General features: G+C 40.6%; 18 protein-coding genes. 9 read left to right on the top strand and 9 right to left on the bottom strand.

Features of this window, described 5'->3' with window-relative positions; translation table 11 throughout:
* Positions 1-219: 219 nt before the first annotated feature.
* Positions 220-363, bottom strand: coding sequence for an FbpB family small basic protein (locus FN960_RS17280; RefSeq protein ID WP_143850112.1), 144 nt, complete (start codon positions 361-363; stop codon positions 220-222).
* A gap of 251 nt (positions 364-614) precedes the next feature.
* Here FN960_RS17280 and FN960_RS22915 point away from each other — a divergent pair, with 251 nt between their 5' ends.
* The gene (locus FN960_RS22915; RefSeq protein WP_185971085.1) at positions 615-761 is read left to right on the top strand and encodes a hypothetical protein; all 147 of its coding nucleotides are present in this window, start codon (positions 615-617) and stop codon (positions 759-761) included.
* 131 nt (positions 762-892) lie between these two features.
* On the top strand, positions 893-1,258 hold the full coding sequence (locus tag FN960_RS17275) for a hypothetical protein (RefSeq protein ID WP_438799898.1): 366 nt from the start codon (positions 893-895) through the stop codon (positions 1,256-1,258).
* A 304-nt stretch (positions 1,259-1,562) separates the two neighbouring features.
* On the opposite strand, the gene FN960_RS17270 is transcribed toward FN960_RS17275, so the two are convergent.
* Positions 1,563-2,729, bottom strand: a complete 1,167-nt coding sequence (locus FN960_RS17270) for an MFS transporter (RefSeq protein ID WP_143850110.1) — start codon at positions 2,727-2,729, stop codon at positions 1,563-1,565.
* A gap of 88 nt (positions 2,730-2,817) precedes the next feature.
* Here FN960_RS17270 and FN960_RS17265 point away from each other — a divergent pair, with 88 nt between their 5' ends.
* Positions 2,818-3,609 carry a YfkD famly protein gene (locus tag FN960_RS17265; RefSeq protein WP_143850109.1) on the top strand — a complete coding sequence of 264 codons (792 nt, stop codon included), beginning with the start codon at positions 2,818-2,820 and terminating at the stop codon, positions 3,607-3,609.
* 5 nt (positions 3,610-3,614) lie between these two features.
* Here the strand turns inward: FN960_RS17265 and yfkAB are convergent, their stop codons facing one another.
* Complete coding sequence (yfkAB, locus tag FN960_RS17260; protein WP_143850108.1) at positions 3,615-4,736, bottom strand: radical SAM/CxCxxxxC motif protein YfkAB; 1,122 nt, start codon at positions 4,734-4,736, stop codon at positions 3,615-3,617.
* 167 nt (positions 4,737-4,903) lie between these two features.
* On the opposite strand from yfkAB, the gene FN960_RS17255 reads away from it, so the two are divergent.
* Both FN960_RS17255 and FN960_RS17250 read left to right on the top strand, forming a co-directional pair.
* The gene (locus FN960_RS17255; protein ID WP_143850107.1) at positions 4,904-5,107 is read left to right on the top strand and encodes an SE1561 family protein; all 204 of its coding nucleotides are present in this window, start codon (positions 4,904-4,906) and stop codon (positions 5,105-5,107) included.
* Positions 5,104-5,748 carry a histidine phosphatase family protein gene (locus FN960_RS17250; RefSeq protein ID WP_143850106.1) on the top strand — a complete coding sequence of 215 codons (645 nt, stop codon included), beginning with the start codon at positions 5,104-5,106 and terminating at the stop codon, positions 5,746-5,748. The genes FN960_RS17255 and FN960_RS17250 overlap by 4 nt, the downstream gene beginning before the upstream one ends.
* Positions 5,749-6,234: 486 nt before the next feature.
* Here the strand turns inward: FN960_RS17250 and FN960_RS17245 are convergent, their stop codons facing one another.
* The 3 genes from FN960_RS17245 to FN960_RS17240 form a co-directional block, all read right to left on the bottom strand.
* A complete protein-coding gene (locus FN960_RS17245; RefSeq protein WP_143850105.1) occupies positions 6,235-7,575 on the bottom strand; it encodes a hemolysin family protein in 1,341 nt (446 codons plus the stop codon).
* Positions 7,576-7,633: 58 nt separating this feature from the next.
* Positions 7,634-7,774, bottom strand: coding sequence for a hypothetical protein (locus FN960_RS22910; RefSeq protein WP_185971084.1), 141 nt, complete (start codon positions 7,772-7,774; stop codon positions 7,634-7,636).
* A 178-nt stretch (positions 7,775-7,952) separates the two neighbouring features.
* The gene (locus tag FN960_RS17240) at positions 7,953-8,762 is read right to left on the bottom strand and encodes a DUF368 domain-containing protein (protein ID WP_260682046.1); all 810 of its coding nucleotides are present in this window, start codon (positions 8,760-8,762) and stop codon (positions 7,953-7,955) included.
* A gap of 193 nt (positions 8,763-8,955) precedes the next feature.
* Here FN960_RS17240 and FN960_RS17235 point away from each other — a divergent pair, with 193 nt between their 5' ends.
* The gene (locus tag FN960_RS17235; RefSeq protein WP_143850104.1) at positions 8,956-9,336 is read left to right on the top strand and encodes a cupredoxin domain-containing protein; all 381 of its coding nucleotides are present in this window, start codon (positions 8,956-8,958) and stop codon (positions 9,334-9,336) included.
* A 133-nt stretch (positions 9,337-9,469) separates the two neighbouring features.
* Complete coding sequence (gene pdaA / locus FN960_RS17230) at positions 9,470-10,258, top strand: delta-lactam-biosynthetic de-N-acetylase (RefSeq protein ID WP_143850103.1); 789 nt, start codon at positions 9,470-9,472, stop codon at positions 10,256-10,258.
* 541 nt (positions 10,259-10,799) lie between these two features.
* On the opposite strand, the gene FN960_RS17225 is transcribed toward pdaA, so the two are convergent.
* A complete protein-coding gene (locus FN960_RS17225) occupies positions 10,800-11,162 on the bottom strand; it encodes a GAF domain-containing protein (protein WP_143850102.1) in 363 nt (120 codons plus the stop codon).
* Positions 11,163-11,299: 137 nt separating this feature from the next.
* Between FN960_RS17225 and rlmD the strand changes: the two genes are divergently transcribed.
* A complete protein-coding gene (gene rlmD / locus FN960_RS17220) occupies positions 11,300-12,691 on the top strand; it encodes a 23S rRNA (uracil(1939)-C(5))-methyltransferase RlmD (protein WP_143850101.1) in 1,392 nt (463 codons plus the stop codon).
* Positions 12,692-12,765: 74 nt separating this feature from the next.
* Positions 12,766-13,062, top strand: a complete 297-nt coding sequence (locus FN960_RS17215; RefSeq protein WP_143850100.1) for a hypothetical protein — start codon at positions 12,766-12,768, stop codon at positions 13,060-13,062.
* Between the two features lie 317 nt (positions 13,063-13,379).
* Here FN960_RS17215 and FN960_RS17210 read toward each other — a convergent pair whose 3' ends face one another.
* Both FN960_RS17210 and ectB read right to left on the bottom strand, forming a co-directional pair.
* Positions 13,380-13,778: an ectoine synthase gene (locus FN960_RS17210; protein WP_143850099.1), complete on the bottom strand. Its 399-nt coding sequence runs from the start codon at positions 13,776-13,778 to the stop codon at positions 13,380-13,382.
* Between the two features lie 25 nt (positions 13,779-13,803).
* Positions 13,804-15,093, bottom strand: a complete 1,290-nt coding sequence (gene ectB / locus FN960_RS17205) for a diaminobutyrate--2-oxoglutarate transaminase (RefSeq protein ID WP_143850098.1) — start codon at positions 15,091-15,093, stop codon at positions 13,804-13,806.
* Positions 15,094-15,101 lie beyond the last annotated feature (8 nt).

Raw genomic sequence — 15,101 nt, 5'->3', positions numbered from 1 at the left:
TTATCAAGAACCGCAGGGCCATACCAAGAAGAACCAGCAGCATAGCAAGAGGAATGACCCTGTTACCAAGAGCCGCAGCACCACACCAAGAACCACCGGCCATACACCAAAAGGAAGCCCCACTTCACTAAACCCCACCTTCCCCACCCAAACAAAAAAAGCACCCCGCCCATCTCACATTCTGAGATGATGGCGTCATGCTTAAAAATCCACTCCGGTCTAATTGTGTTCTGCTTTTTTTTCTCTATCTGCGTTTCTTTCATCTAAACGGTCATCGAGACGGTTTAAAGCGTCTTCATCATTTAACAATTCAGTACGGTTTTGATCCATTAGATCTTCAAATCGAATAAATTGTTTTCTCACGTTGTATCACCTAACCAATTTTATTTATTCTAATAGTAGTATATCACGTGAGATTATCTTTCAAACATAAAATTGTGACAATTTTTAAAATTAACTAACAAAGTCGAATGTGCTCGAATAAAATCTAATTATTAGGCTTTACAAATTGATTGAAAATTGTTACTATATTTTTAATATATAAATGCAAGCGATCTTTTTTTATATAATCAATCTGAGCGAGTGTTCAGTCAGATGAGATGGGGGAGATTAATATGACTATTTCAGAGAAGAAACGAATTGATATGATTGAGAAACAGATGGAGCAGATGGCTTCGGAACTTAAAGAAATTAAAGAGAAGTCTACAAATCAGTTTGAGGTCCTTGAAACAGATGCTTTACTTGTAGAGGCTTATAATTAATATGCTCAAGAACAGCTCATTCAAGGTGGCTGTTCTTTTTATTTAGCGTTCAAAGGGGACATGCCTTTCTTTTTGGCTGAATTTCTTGATATGATAAGAGCAGTCTAGGTTCGAGGGAGGAATAACAGTTGATGAAAAAGTCTTGTTCAAAAGGGTCATGTACATCTTTAGTGCTTGGTGGCATTGCCGTGATTGGGATTGCGGCTGTGTTGTCTAAGAAAGAGTGGCGTGATCAAGTGTGTCAAGAAGTGAAGAATGTAAAGGATTCAACTGCGGAGGCATTTGTATTCATTCGCGACAATCGAGAGGAAATTATTGAACAAGCAAAGGAAACAGCTAACGAGGTATCTATTATTGTTTCTGATTTGTCTGCTGATATTAAAAGACTTACGGATACAGCCAATCATATTCGGTTGAGCTCACGAGAGGCGATTGAATCTGCTAAGGAAGCAGCATTTGAGGTAAAGCAATTAAAAAAGCCTCATCTGGATGAATAAGTTCTTTTTACTTGCACATATTAATGTCATGGAAGACAGTTTATCTGCTTCCGATCCTGTATTCGTTACAGTTGAAGTTCAATGTGCAATAGGATAGAGCCGTTTCTTGTTATTTGATCTCTTCTTATGAGGTGATACGAATGCACAGTGCTCATGACTTTCGAGATTGTTATATCTAACAATTTAGAAGTGAGGTGTCCTGTGAAAGGCAAAGATCGATTCGACCCCAAATTGTTAAATGAATAATTCTTCTATAACGTCTAAAGGAACAAAGACGGCAGCCTAGCGCTGCCGTTTTTGTTGTTTATGTGGAGGTTGTCGGTTGTCTTGAAAAGAGACCACTCAATGCGACAAGGAGTAACATCCCGCCTATGGAATAGTAGATGCTGCCGTGTTCAAATAGGTCAATGAACCATCCTCCAATGAGAGGGCCCGTGATACTACCTAGGCCAAAGCTTACAGCCATCATCACATTCGCGGTAGGTAATAGGTTAGAGGGCACTAGGTCCGCCATATAGGCTACACCTAGAGAGTACAGGGAACCCACTAATCCACCACCTATCAGAAACAAAGCAATCAGTGTGGCATGAGAGGATTCTGCTACAATCATTAGGAAGAAGCTGACACTCCCTAACAAGGCAATGGACAGGACAATAAGTCTTCTCCCAAATTTATCGCTTGCCAGCCCTAAAGGAATTTGGGTAATTAAGCCGCCCACAACAAAGGCTGGAAGGAGTAAGGAGACTTGCTCAATGCTTAAGCCGGAGCGTAATGCATAAACAGGGTAGTTGCCATGAAGAGATGCCTCCAAATAACCGTATGCAAATCCTGGAATAAGCGAGAACCAGGCTAATTTTAGTACTGAACGATAACGAGCAAGTGTGGAAGCGGGGCCACGCGTATCAAAATCGGCTGCAGGAAATTCATTTGCCAACCTTGATACAAATAGCCAGGTTATAAATGTCAACGCTGCTGAGATAACGAAAGGTAACCACTCAGCAATCTCTAATAAACGGATCATTAGTGGGCCAGCGCCAAAGCCAAGTCCAAACGCTAATCCGTAAATGGATATGTTCCTCCCCCGATTTTTTGCGGTGCTTGTAGAGGTAATCCATACCTGTGTCGCAAAATGAACCATATTATCAGCAATACCAATAATCATCCGCAGGACAAACCAGAACCAAAAGAAGGTCCAAAGAGGCAGAACCAAAAGACTTACAGTCATAACAAGTAAGCCTATGGTAATGACTGGTTTATATCCAAATGTGCGAACAGGCTTTTCAATAAAAGGGGAGGCAAGTAGGATGCCGATATAGAGAGCAGTGGCATTTAATCCATTTAGTGCAGAAGAAACACCAGCTTCCTCAAGCATAATTGAAAGCAAAGGCAATAACATGCCCTGGGCGAAACCAGCGATCGCAACCATCACAATGAGCATGATGAAACGATAGCTTGGATGATTTTCCTTCATAAATACCTCCACGAACTACGACAGAAATACATAATATAGACTGACTGGGTGTAAACTACTTCCATAAAAAAATGGAGGTGTCTTACGTATGAAGCAGCTTGCTTTTTCTATCATTGTCATTGTTACAATGCTTTTTCATTCTCAACCATTTGCTTTTGCCAAAGAGGCAGCAGAAAATCCATATAAGGTTCCCGACTCTGCTTTATCGATCTCAAAAGAAAACACGTACACCAATGGTACGCAGGACTTGCCTTATTTACATCCGAGTGAGCTTGCACAGGAGTTTCTTGATTCGACCGATGAGAAAATTGCGAACCCTGATCTCATTCGTTTATTAAATGAATCGCATGTAGGCAATCCTCTTCTTGGTCTTGGCCTAAGAGTCTCCGTTTATCTAGGTGAATGGCCACTAGCGTATGAATCAGCTGGAACCGAAGTGAACTGGCAATATCAAAAAGTAAACACCAATTATGTAGATAACCGCGGAGGTCATGCTCCAGCTCAAATGACCTATTCACAGGATCAACAGAAAAAAATATCAGGAGGATTATCAGCTGCCATCCCCAATTCAGAAGCTGTTCGGAAGATGATGATGATTCATGCTGGCCAAACAACCCAGCTTCCTCTTTCCTTTGATACGGTCATTGGTCAAGGCACACGTACAAGCCAAACGTATAATGTATCGACATCACAGATTGGCTATTTAAATGCCTATGTCCCTGCCGTTCAAGAGAAAGGGAATGTCACCTATGGAGAGGTGTATGTTGTGATAAAGAATGGTAAGAAAAGACTGGAAGTTAAAAATGTTACACAACAAGGTATAGGTGCTTGGATCCCTATTCAAGATTATCTTTCTTTTACGTATATGGCTAAGAATTAACCCAATTAAATGGAGATCTTAGAGCTGCGTTTTAAGAAATCAACCTTTGGATAGTAGGCATCTTTTACTAAGATATTCGGTCCTAGACATTGAACCGCAGGGCAGTGACATGAAACCGAGCGACTGACGTCTGATTGCATCCAGGTATGATATGCGGATTGCAATGAAGTGTCCTGAATATTGCCAAGCTCCGGAATATCTCCAAAATCAGTCACAATAATAGAGCCGTCAAAAATATTAACGTTTAACCTTGAACGACCATCTGGATCATTACGGACGGTTACGTTTTTGGCAGAGTAAAGTCGTTTTTGTAGTTCAAGATCCTCTGGATGATCACTGCATGGGTAAAATGGAAGCGTTCCAAAAAGCATCCAGACCTCTGGATCACGAACATCAAGTAGGGTGTGTATGCCTTTACGTATATCGTCTAAAGAAGCTGACTCAAGAGCACTAGCGAAATCTGCAGGGTACATCGGGTGAACCTCATGACGTTGACAGCCCATCTCTACAATTTGTTCGTGAATCTCCTTTAAATGGGGAATGGTTCGTTTATTAATCATCGTCTCAGCAGAAACCAATACACCACGTTTGGTTAATTCCCTAGCGTTCTCAACCATCCGTTCGAAATATGCTTCACGTTGCTTACGGGTCGGCTTTTTTTCCATCATAGCAAAACCAATCTCACAAAAATCATCGACGCTTCCATAATTATGGGAGATATGTAATACATCCAGATACGGCAGAATGGCCTCATACCGCTCCAGCTTCATCGTTAAGTTGGAGTTTATTTGTGTTCGTATGCCTCGTCTATGGGCATATTGAAGCAGAGGAACCACATATTCCTTGACGGATTTGGCAGAAAGCATCGGTTCTCCACCTGTAATGCTTAGTGCTCGCAATTGTGGGAGCTCCTCTAAACGATCTATCATCAGCTGCAAAGGCAATGCATCAGGATCTTTGTGGCTTAACGTATATCCAACAGCGCAATGCTCACAGCGCATATTACATAAGGTAGTAGTTGTAAATTCTATATTTGTTAATGCCAATTGACCATAATCCTTTATGTCCATGTAGGCTTCCCACGGATCATATTTAGGTGTAATTGGTTTATTTGAAGTCTCTAACACAGTAAGTCTCCTTTAAGTCAGCTGTTTACACACAGCCTTCACCAAGTTTTCAAGATTATCATAACCCAAATTACTGAAAGTGAAAAGTTCTCTTACGATTTGAGCTATAAGTATGATTCTGTTAAGCTTTTTAGAAGTAACTAGTATTTAAGGATAGGAGAGATGATATGGGGAAAGCAGTGCATGAAAAGAAGGATCAAATTTCCTATTTAAAAAACAGATTACAGCTATTACTCGCCAATTTGGACTCAGTTGAAGCAGAATCAGCCGAGCCAGAGCAGCTAGAGCATTTTCTAGAGATGCTTGAACAACTACAGCTAAAAGCAAATCAATATAAAAAAGATTGGGAAAGAGAAGGGGAGTCAAATTGAAATTATATTTAATTCGGCACGGAGAATCACAAGGAAACCTCGAAGGAAAAATACAAGGGTCAATGGACTTCCCGTTATCTAGCCTTGGTGAAAAGCAAGTAGATCTAATCGGCTCCTTCTTTAAGGATATACACTTAGACACTCTATATAGTAGCGACCTAACCAGAGCTTATGAAACGGCGAAAAAGATTGGTGAAGTGAAAGACGTAACCATTCATACCTGGGACAAGATTCGAGAAGTGCATCTAGGACCAATGCAAGGACTTACAAGAGAAGAAATAAAAGTGAAATATCCAATCACTCAAGAAAAATCGATTATCACCTCAGGCATTGCCGGCACAGAGACGGTAGACGAACTAACTGCACGCTGTGAATACGTATTAGATCAATTAACAAAAGTGCATAAAAAAGATTCAGTGGCTCTCGTCTCTCATGGTGGTTTTATCAGTATTTTTCTTATGTACCTAATCTCAAAAGAACAATGGTCTACCCTCCAACGTCCTTTTGTGATTGGAAATACGAGCGTGACCTTGGTAGAGTGGCAGGTAGAACAGGACACACCATTAATACACTATACAAACCGCACCGCACACCTAGATTCACTAAACGTAGAACAACAAGCAAAACGCGGGGTGTTGTAAGATAAAGTTCGAGACCAAACTATAGTTCTTGCTTAGAAACACGTACATTGCATTAAATCCGCTACAGGAGAAAAATTCGCTTTCCACGGGAACGGCCTCAGCCCTTGAAGTGGAAGTGCGCCACTTCAATGAACTTCAGACTCGTTCTGTTCCGTAGGAGTCTACGTTTTCTCCTTTCGCTCATGTTCCCGATTAGTCAAAGGACCAACAATTCGGACTGTTTTTGTTTGATAGAAGGTTCACTATCATATAAAGTGGCCTCAATAACTTCCCACGGTAAGCATGCCCCCATTTTTGGGAGCGACCACCGAAGAACTGTTACTCAGATAACCTCCAATTCCTCTATGTACTTGAGCGTGTGAATTGTATTTCTGGAGTGACACTATCCTCGTTTGTACAATAAAAAAGCTGAACAATGAATGGAGAGACTCCAACATTCTTCAGCTTTTAGATTAATTATAATACTTCTTTCCAAGCCTTTAATCATTATGTGGATGCTAGTTGTTCTGCTAATTGCGGATTGCTTTGCTGTTTCATAATTTCGATGCGTTTGACTTGGTGGTTATCAAATTCAATCACTGTAAATGTGAATTGATCATACTCCATGGCTTCGTTTACAGCGATATCGTACTTCTCTGTAAGTAGCCATCCACCAATCGTGTCTACATCCGTTTCGTCTAGTTCAAGATGTAACAGCTTGTTAACATCACTGATAAGCGTTTTCCCTTCAATGATGTAATGGTCATCACTGATCTTTTGAACTTGCGGATCTTCTTCCACATCAAACTCATCATTAATTTCTCCAACGATTTCTTCAATGATATCTTCTGCTGTAATCAACCCAGCGGTTCCACCATATTCATCAAAGAGAATGGCCATGTGAGTTTGTTGCTTCTGCATTTCGATAAGCAAATCATTAACTGGAATCGACTCAATCACTGAGATGACAGGACGAATATAATCATTTAATATAATTTCTTTTGTCACATCAGGTGAAACAATATCTGTTAGAACTTCTCTGACGTTAATGACCCCAAGGATGTTATCCTTGTCACCATCTACTACAGGAAATCGGGTAAATCGTTCTTTACGCATAAATTCTAAGTTTTTATTCATTGGTTCATCAATAGAAATAGCTGAAATTTCAGTTCGTGGAACCATAATTTCTTTAGCTACTCGATTATCAAATTCAAAGATTTTACTTACATATTTGAATTCTGACTGATTAATCTCTCCACCTCTATAGCTGTCTGAAAGAATTAAACGCAGCTCTTCCTCAGTGTGAGTGACATCATGCTCTGACATACTCTTTAGTCCCAAAGAACGGGTTAAAAGACGGGCAGCACCATTTAAGAACCAGATAAGCGGGTACATGATAAAGTAAAAAGCACGTAAAGGAGGAGCAAGCAACAGCGTGATTCGCTCTGCCTTTTGAATTGCCAATGTCTTCGGCGCAAGCTCACCAATGACAACATGTAGAAATGTCATAATCATAAATGAAACGACAATACTAACCGTTGTTACAATGGCACCACTCGCAAGCGGTAATGATTCAATAACCGGATGCAGCATGCGTTCAAAGGTTGGTTCTCCTAAACGTCCAATACCCAAGGCGGTAATGGTAATCCCAAGCTGACAAGCAGATAAATACTCATCTAAGTTAGTGGTTACTTTTTTGGCTAGAACTGCACTTTTTTGACCCTCTTGAATGAGCTGATCAATTCTTGTACTTCTAATCTTAACAATGGCAAATTCAGATGCCACAAAAAAAGCAGTGAGAGCAATTAATATAGCCACAAAAAACAAATTTAAGTATATATTGTCCAAAAAGATCCCTCTATAAAGAGGGGTCACCTCCTATTTGTATAAAGCAAGCTAAATCTTGTTATGACGTTGTTTCCTTAATCCTTGCAAAGTTGAATGTGATTCGGTTGCGCTGTGTGTGAAACAAAAACTGTACGGTATGAGTCATACCAGAGAATATTGTTACTTTAGATACTGCCGCAAGTTCACGAATTCTATTCACTGCCCCATCGAATCACCCCTTTACCTAGTTAATGTATATATATTTTATTTTAAGTCGTTCATGCCGTCAATGTATAAGCATAAAACTATTTTTATTGAAAGCGATAGAAAAACCTACACAAAAAAATCTGAACCACCGTAACAATGTCAATTTCATCACGGGGTTCAGACCTAATTAATTATTTTTTAACTTTTCCTAATAGGTAAGCTATGACTAAACCGGCTAAGAAGGTAAGTGTGCAACCTAATACAGAGCCTCCTGGCAGAACATTAGAGTAAATCACAACAATTGAACCAGCAACAAGTCCAATCATGACAGCATATGTATAGGTGGTATAGTTTGCGAATAGGTAGCGAACTAACTTGCTTGTTAGGAGCATACCAACGGCAATCCCTGCCCCAACAACAAATATAATCAAAAGTTGAAATTCAGATATTGCATGTATGACTGTTGTATACACACCAAGCAAAAGGAACACTAGGGCACCACTAATTCCGGGTAGGATTAATGCTGCACTGGCAAGCCATCCTGAGACAAATAAAAGGATGTAGTCACCCATACTTAAGTTTGTCATAAGGTCAACCTCGCTTGGAATCAATGCAGTGAAAGCTATACAAATAAATGCAATGACTAACAGAACGTAATGAATAGGCTTAAAGGAACGGCGTATATTAATTTCACCAGCAAGTATTGGGAGTATACCTACTATTAAACCAATAAAGAAAAAAAGTGTAACAGGTTGGTGGTGATCTAAAAACCATCTGATGACACGAGCAAATACGATCATTGCAGTAACAACACCGAGCCCAAGTGGAACCAAAAACCCTAAGCTTTTTTTCCATTCGCGTGGATTGGTTAAACCACTTAATGAAGCAATAAATCGTTCATAGACGCCCAAGACCATAAGAATCGTACTGCCACTTATACCTGGCACCACGTCAGTTACTCCCATTGCAATTCCTCTAAGTAAATTTTTATATTCAATCAATTATGTACCCTCCATCAATAACATTCACATATCCTTCTTATCAAAACACACAAACAAAAAAAGGGCAAGATAACGTTTGGTAAATAAATAGTAACGAAAAGGTCAAATAAATTTTTAAAAAGTGATATACGCTTAAGGGTTCTGGGCGTATACTGTTAAGGGGACAAGAAAGAAGTAGGAGGATGTATTATTCATGAAACTTAAGCAGATGCTGTTTATTTTAGTCGCACTGTTTCTCCTTATAGCTATTACCGCGTGTGGAGCAGCCAATAACAATGAAGAAACAGATCAAAATGGAACAGCAGAGGAAATTACTGGTGAACAGGTTATTTTAAGAGCGACAAACTGGGATTTTGATCAAGAATCATATACGGTTCCTGCAGGTGAAGTAACCGTTACTCTCGAGAATGTCGAGGGGAACCACGGAATTGTAGTAGAGGGAACAGATGTAGAAATAAATGGAGAGGGCTCATTCTCAGCTGTTCTAGAGCCTGGTGAATACACCGTGCGATGCACCATTCCTTGTGGAGCTGGCCACGCTGAAATGATTACCACCTTAGTTGTAGAAGCATAATATGTATTAGTACGTCCAAAGAAACCCCCGCATCCTGTTAAAGATGGCGGGGGTTTTGGTTTGTCCAAATAATGGTGTAATGAAATAAACGCTACAGATGCATGCTAAGGCTAAACATGTGTGGGGTGATTTTATGAAATGGAAACAGATACTATTCATTATTGTGCTTTTTTGTCTTTCGTTTTTACCTAATAATGCTACAGCAGAGACAATGAATAACGATGTTCTTCATTGGAGCTTTAAGCCTTCAAAAAATGAAGAGCCTGCTACTACGGAGCCTGAGTTTCTAAGACTTCTGCAAAATGCAGGGGGGTATTTTATTGGAGATACTGAGCGCAAGGTCTTGTATTTAACATTTGATAATGGCTATGAGAATGGGTATACCGAGAAAGTGCTAGATGTTTTAAAGGAAAAAGAGGTGCCTGCCGCTTTTTTTGTGACAGGTCATTATTTAGATTCCGCGCCTGAGCTTGTCAAACGAATGGTAGCTGAAGGACATATTGTTGGAAATCATTCGTGGCACCATCCAAGCTTGCCCGCTATAGATGATGAGCGCCTGGCCAGAGAGTTAGTAAAAGTAAAAAAACGTTTTACCGAGCTTACAGGGGTAGACTATATGAGCTACCTTAGACCACCGCGGGGGGAATTCAGTGAACGGAGCCTAGAATTATCAGAAGCAGAGGGTTACATTAATGTCTTTTGGTCATTGGCTTATGCCGATTGGGATGTGAATAAACAAAAAGGAGCAGATTACGCGTACGAAAAGATTATGAGTAGAATTCATCCAGGCGCAATCATGCTACTTCACTCGGTTTCAAGCGATAATGCAGAGGCTTTACCTCGAGTCATTGATGAGGCCAAAAAACAAGGGTACTGCTTTGAAAGCTTAGATGAACTTGTATCTAGTGATGTTTTACCATAACCAAAAAAAGGTGTGTGGATAGAGGGGGCTCAGGATTTGTTCTTCGTCCATCGCTCCCAAAATAGGGGGACGCTTACCGCGGGCAGGTATTGAACTAATCGGGCTTTGCACTCTTATTTCAATGAACCTGTTCATCGAAGCCACTGAAAAACGATCTTAATAAGACTGCGAACGTTCTTCAATTGTTTAATGCAGAACGTTAGCGAAAGGAGAACCCGTAGACTCCTCGGAACAGAACGCGTCTGAAGACATCGAAGTGGCGGTTTTCCACTTCGAGGGCTGAGGCCGTTCCCGCGGAAAGCGTAGGGTTCTCCTGTAGCGGCGCCATTCAGCTCATTCTTTCATAACTTTTTCAGTGGCCTCCTGTACATCCCGCAGGTGTCGGCCCTCTTATTTTTTCCGCTTGTTTTAGGGTAGCCATTGGTATAACTATTTACAATAATAAGGGAATGGATCCCTTATTTTTTTAATATTAATATTAATACATAAATAAAAAACCCCGATTATGGTCGGGGTTCGTTACAACGAATCATCATATGGGTTAATTAACAAGGGTTTCTTGTCCAATTGCAGCTGCAATCGTTTTTAGGGTGGACACATCTGTTACATCAAAAGCAATGGATTGATTGCTGCGTACAATCATCATGCCGATCTCCTGATCACCAGAGTCTTTAATAGGAAATTTCAGTTCTCCATTACATGTCCATTTCAAATCATCATCAAAGCAGGATGCAGCAACCAGCTTATGATCTAATTGTTCATATAAATAAATTCCGACCCAATCAATATAAGGTACTGAACGTACTAAGCTTTCTACTGTTTTTTCAAAGGTAGACTGGGCGCTTTGACGTTTGTAGACGTGCGCCATAATCTGCAGGGACGCTACATCTGTTGGTATAGACAATAGTTTTCACTCCTCCACTAGCCATTACTTTTATCATTTTATCAGAGATAGAGGTCAAAGTGTTTAGTAAGTTTAGGAAGATCCGTGAACATGCTATACTTTATAGTATACGTAGTAAAAAAATGGAGTGTCTAGAAATGAAATCAACGAATCAGCATACAAAGGTGGAGAAAGGTCAGCAATTTCCACTTACAATTAAACGCTTAGGAATTAACGGAGAAGGGGTCGGTTACTTTAAAAGACACGTTGTGTTCGTAAAAGGAGCCTTGCCAGGAGAAGAAGTCGTTGCAACAGTCACGAAACCAGGAGACCGTTTTTCTGACGCCACTATTAAAAAAATCCGCAAAGCTTCTCCAGATAGAATCTCAGCCCCCTGTCCGATCTATGACCAGTGTGGCGGCTGTCAGCTTCAGCATATGCAATATGAGGCAACTCTAAAAGAAAAGGCTGATTTAGTGAGACAGGCTTTTGAACGATATACTAGCTTCTCGGAACGTGAACTTCCCATTCAAAAAACATTGGGAATGGAGAACCCTTGGTATTATCGAAATAAAAGCCAACTTCAAGTGAATAAATCCAAAGGTCAGCTTAAGGCTGGGTTATATGCGGAAAATTCACATACCCTCATTGATCTTTCTGCCTGTATGGTGCAGCATAAGCTGTCAAACCATGTCACCCAAGTCATGAAGGAAATTCTACAAGACCTTAATATCTCCATATACAATGAGAGGAAGCATCGCGGGGCCATTCGTACAATCGTCACAAGAGTCAGCTTTACCTCAGAAGATGTTCAACTTGTACTTGTTACTGCAGAGCCTTCGTTACCGAAACGTAAACAGCTGATTGAACAGGTGAAAAAAAGATTGCCTGAGGTTACTTCATTTATGCACAATGTTAATGAACAAAAGACGTCAATCATCTTCGGTAATAAAACCGAGCTAGTTTCAGGTGAAGAAACCATTGAGGAGACCCTCGGAGATGTATCCTTCTCGTTATCTGCTCGTGCTTTCTTTCAATTGAACCCAGAACAGACGGTTGTACTATACAATGAAGCAAAAAAAGCAGCAAAATTAACTGGCACAGAAAAAGTAGTAGATGCTTATTGTGGAGTAGGAACCATTGGTTTATGGTTAGCTGATCAAGCGGGGGACATCCGAGGTATGGATGTCATTGAGGAATCCATTCTAAATGCACGCGAAAACGCAGCTAAACATGGGGTAACCTCCTATCAATACGAGGTCGGAAAAGCAGAGGATTGGTTTCCTAAATGGAGCAAGCAGGGCTGGAAACCAGACGTTGTGGTGTTAGATCCTCCACGTACTGGCTGTGACCAAAAGCTTCTTCACACATTAAAACAGACTAAGCCGCATAGAATTGTCTACGTTTCCTGTAACCCATCGACTCTAGCAAAGGATGTTGAGCAACTTAAGCAGTCTGGATATAAAGTTCAAAACATCCAGCCGGTAGATATGTTTCCATGGACCGCACAGGTAGAGAGTGTGACAGAGCTTGTTTATCATAAGTCATAAGCAGGTTTAATAAAGATTTGATAGGGGAAACATACAATACTTATAATCTGAAAGTAGCATAGGGGGAGCTAGAGGTGAATTTATACAAGGCACACATTATACACCCGCATACAAATGTGCCACTCATTGTGTATTTTAATGAAAGTGATGGCTTTGTTAGTTTTGAACGAGATGAAAAAGTGCTCCAGGCTATTTATTCAATGAAAAGTGATCTAATGCAAAGCAAGAGCTTTCAAGCTAGCTTAAAACGTGCGAGTCATCTATGCCAAACGCAATATCCTCTAGACACGATGGAAGAGGTTCAAGAGTTTCTGAGCAAGATCGGTTTAGATTTAAAAGATATAGAATTTGAGCAGGTGTATGTTCATTAATAAAATTTTAATAAATAAGAAGGGGAAATGGGCATAGATGCTTGTTTCCTTTTTATTTTTTGATTTTGATACCATGGATAGAAAGGGATCATGATTCGTTTCTTCGTCCGTCGCTCCCAAAATAGGGGGCACGCTTACCGCGGGACGGTAATGAGATAACCTAACTACGCCCTTTTATCTCAATGATCCTTTTCATTTAGGCCTCGTTTGGACAATAAAAAAGCTGAACAATGAATGGAGAGACTCCAACATTCTTCAGCTTTTAGAATAGTAATAATTCTTTTGTCCCAGCCTCTTACATTTACATGTGCATTTAATTAATCTTCCATCACGGGATAGACGCCGTTTTCGTCATGGTTTTCTTTTCCGGTTAGTGGTGGGTTGAAGACACAGACCATTCTCATGTCTCCACCTTCGTGAGCGCGTAATAGATGCTCGTCGTTTTGGTCAAGAGCGTAAATGTCGCCAGCTTTGATTGGCCACACTTTGCCGTCCTTGATGGTTTCTACTTCACCTGAGCCTTCGATGCAATAGACCGATTCAAGGTGATTTTGGTACCAGATGTGTGTTTCAGTTCCTGCTTTGATAATTGTGTCATTTACTGAGTAACCCATTCCGTCCTTTTTAAATAGCAAACGGCGGCTGACCCAGTTTCCGTTTTTGGCTTTTACTTCATTTTCTGTTCCTATAACGTCATTAAGTGATACTACTTTCATCTCAGGTGACCCCTCCAGATTCGATTTATGCGTTCGTTACTAATTCTTTTGGTTTTACAGATGATTCTATCGAAGCTTCTAAAATACGAAGTCCTTCTTCAAGACCTTCATCACTTATTGTTAGTGCAGGGAAGAGCTTAAATACCTCATCGCTAGGTCCAGCTGTTTCCATAATTAATCCGCGAGAGAACGCTTCTGCAGCGATTTCTCCTGCTAGCCCTTCTTTAGGTGAGCAAATACCTGCCATGAAACCTCGGCCGCGAACTTCGCCTTCAAGCTCTGGATATTTCTCAACAAGCCCGTTTAGGAAAGAGAAGATTCTTTCGGATTGTCTTTCGATCTTCTGTTCTAGGCTGCCATCCTTCCAGTAGGAAAGAGCTGCTGTCGCAGTGACAAAGGCATGGTTATTGCCTCGGAATGTTCCATTATGTTCACCCGGAGCCCAAATGTCATATTCAGGTTTGATCAGGGTAAGGGCAAATGGTGTGCCATATCCGCTAATAGACTTAGATAGGCAAATAATATCAGGTTTAATGCCTGCTTTTTCAAAACTAAAGAATGTTCCGGTTCTTCCGACACCGGCTTGAACATCGTCGACAATTAATAGAATATCCCATCGTCTGCAGATATCTTCCACTTTTCTAAGCCACTCGTATCTTGCGGCATTAATTCCGCCTTCACCTTGGACTGTCTCGAGAATAATGGCTGCTGGAATAGCAACACCGCTGCCTCCATCATCTAGGAAGCGCTCGAGATACTCCAGAGTGTCGAGCTCATCGCTGACAAAATTGTCAAAGGGCATTGTTACAGTATTAGTAAGTGGAATTCCCGCTCCTTTACGTTTAAACGAGTTTCCGGTTACAGATAGAGCACCGATCGTCATTCCGTGGAAACCGTTTGTAAAGCTAATAATATCCGTACGTCCCGTTACCTTTCTAGCGAGCTTTAGAGCACTTTCAACTGTGTTTGCTCCAGTAGGACCCGGGAACATGACTTTGTAATTCATATCACGAGGTTTGAGGATCGTGTTATTAAACTCCTCTAGAAAAACAGCCTTTGGTGCTGTTGCCATATCCAATGAATGAGTAATCCCATCACTCAGAATATACTCGACTAATTTTTCTTTCATTAATGGATCATTGTGACCATAATTTAACGCTCCAGCGCCAGAGAAGAAATCAATATACTCTTTTCCGCTCTCATCCCACATCTTATGGCCCTTAGCCTTGGTAAACACGGTAGGAAAGCTGCGCACGTAACTTCGAACTTCGGATTCCAGTTGTGAAAATATATTCATATCCGTTTTATGAGTCATGTCTAAGT

It is taken from the genome of Alkalicoccobacillus porphyridii (assembly GCF_007293315.1).
GTDB classification, from domain to species: domain Bacteria; phylum Bacillota; class Bacilli; order Bacillales; family Bacillaceae_D; genus Alkalicoccobacillus; species Alkalicoccobacillus porphyridii.
The sequence above is the reverse complement of the archived record's forward strand: the minus strand, read 5'-3'. Positions and strand labels throughout refer to the sequence as shown.

Bases quoted from the DNA above. Each gene is read 5' to 3' on its own strand.
- ectB (WP_143850098.1), bottom strand. From the start codon at position 15,093: ATGACTCATAAAACGGATATGAATATATTTTCACAACTGGAATCCGAA.
- FN960_RS17255 (WP_143850107.1), top strand. From the start codon at position 4,904: ATGGGGAAAGCAGTGCATGAAAAGAAGGATCAAATTTCCTATTTAAAA.
- FN960_RS17235 (WP_143850104.1), top strand. From the start codon at position 8,956: ATGAAACTTAAGCAGATGCTGTTTATTTTAGTCGCACTGTTTCTCCTT.
- FN960_RS17210 (WP_143850099.1), bottom strand. From the start codon at position 13,778: ATGAAAGTAGTATCACTTAATGACGTTATAGGAACAGAAAATGAAGTA.
- rlmD (WP_143850101.1), top strand. From the start codon at position 11,300: ATGAAATCAACGAATCAGCATACAAAGGTGGAGAAAGGTCAGCAATTT.
- pdaA (WP_143850103.1), top strand. From the start codon at position 9,470: ATGAAATGGAAACAGATACTATTCATTATTGTGCTTTTTTGTCTTTCG.
- FN960_RS22915 (WP_185971085.1), top strand. From the start codon at position 615: ATGACTATTTCAGAGAAGAAACGAATTGATATGATTGAGAAACAGATG.
- FN960_RS17265 (WP_143850109.1), top strand. From the start codon at position 2,818: ATGAAGCAGCTTGCTTTTTCTATCATTGTCATTGTTACAATGCTTTTT.
- FN960_RS17275 (WP_438799898.1), top strand. From the start codon at position 893: ATGAAAAAGTCTTGTTCAAAAGGGTCATGTACATCTTTAGTGCTTGGT.
- FN960_RS17270 (WP_143850110.1), bottom strand. From the start codon at position 2,729: ATGAAGGAAAATCATCCAAGCTATCGTTTCATCATGCTCATTGTGATG.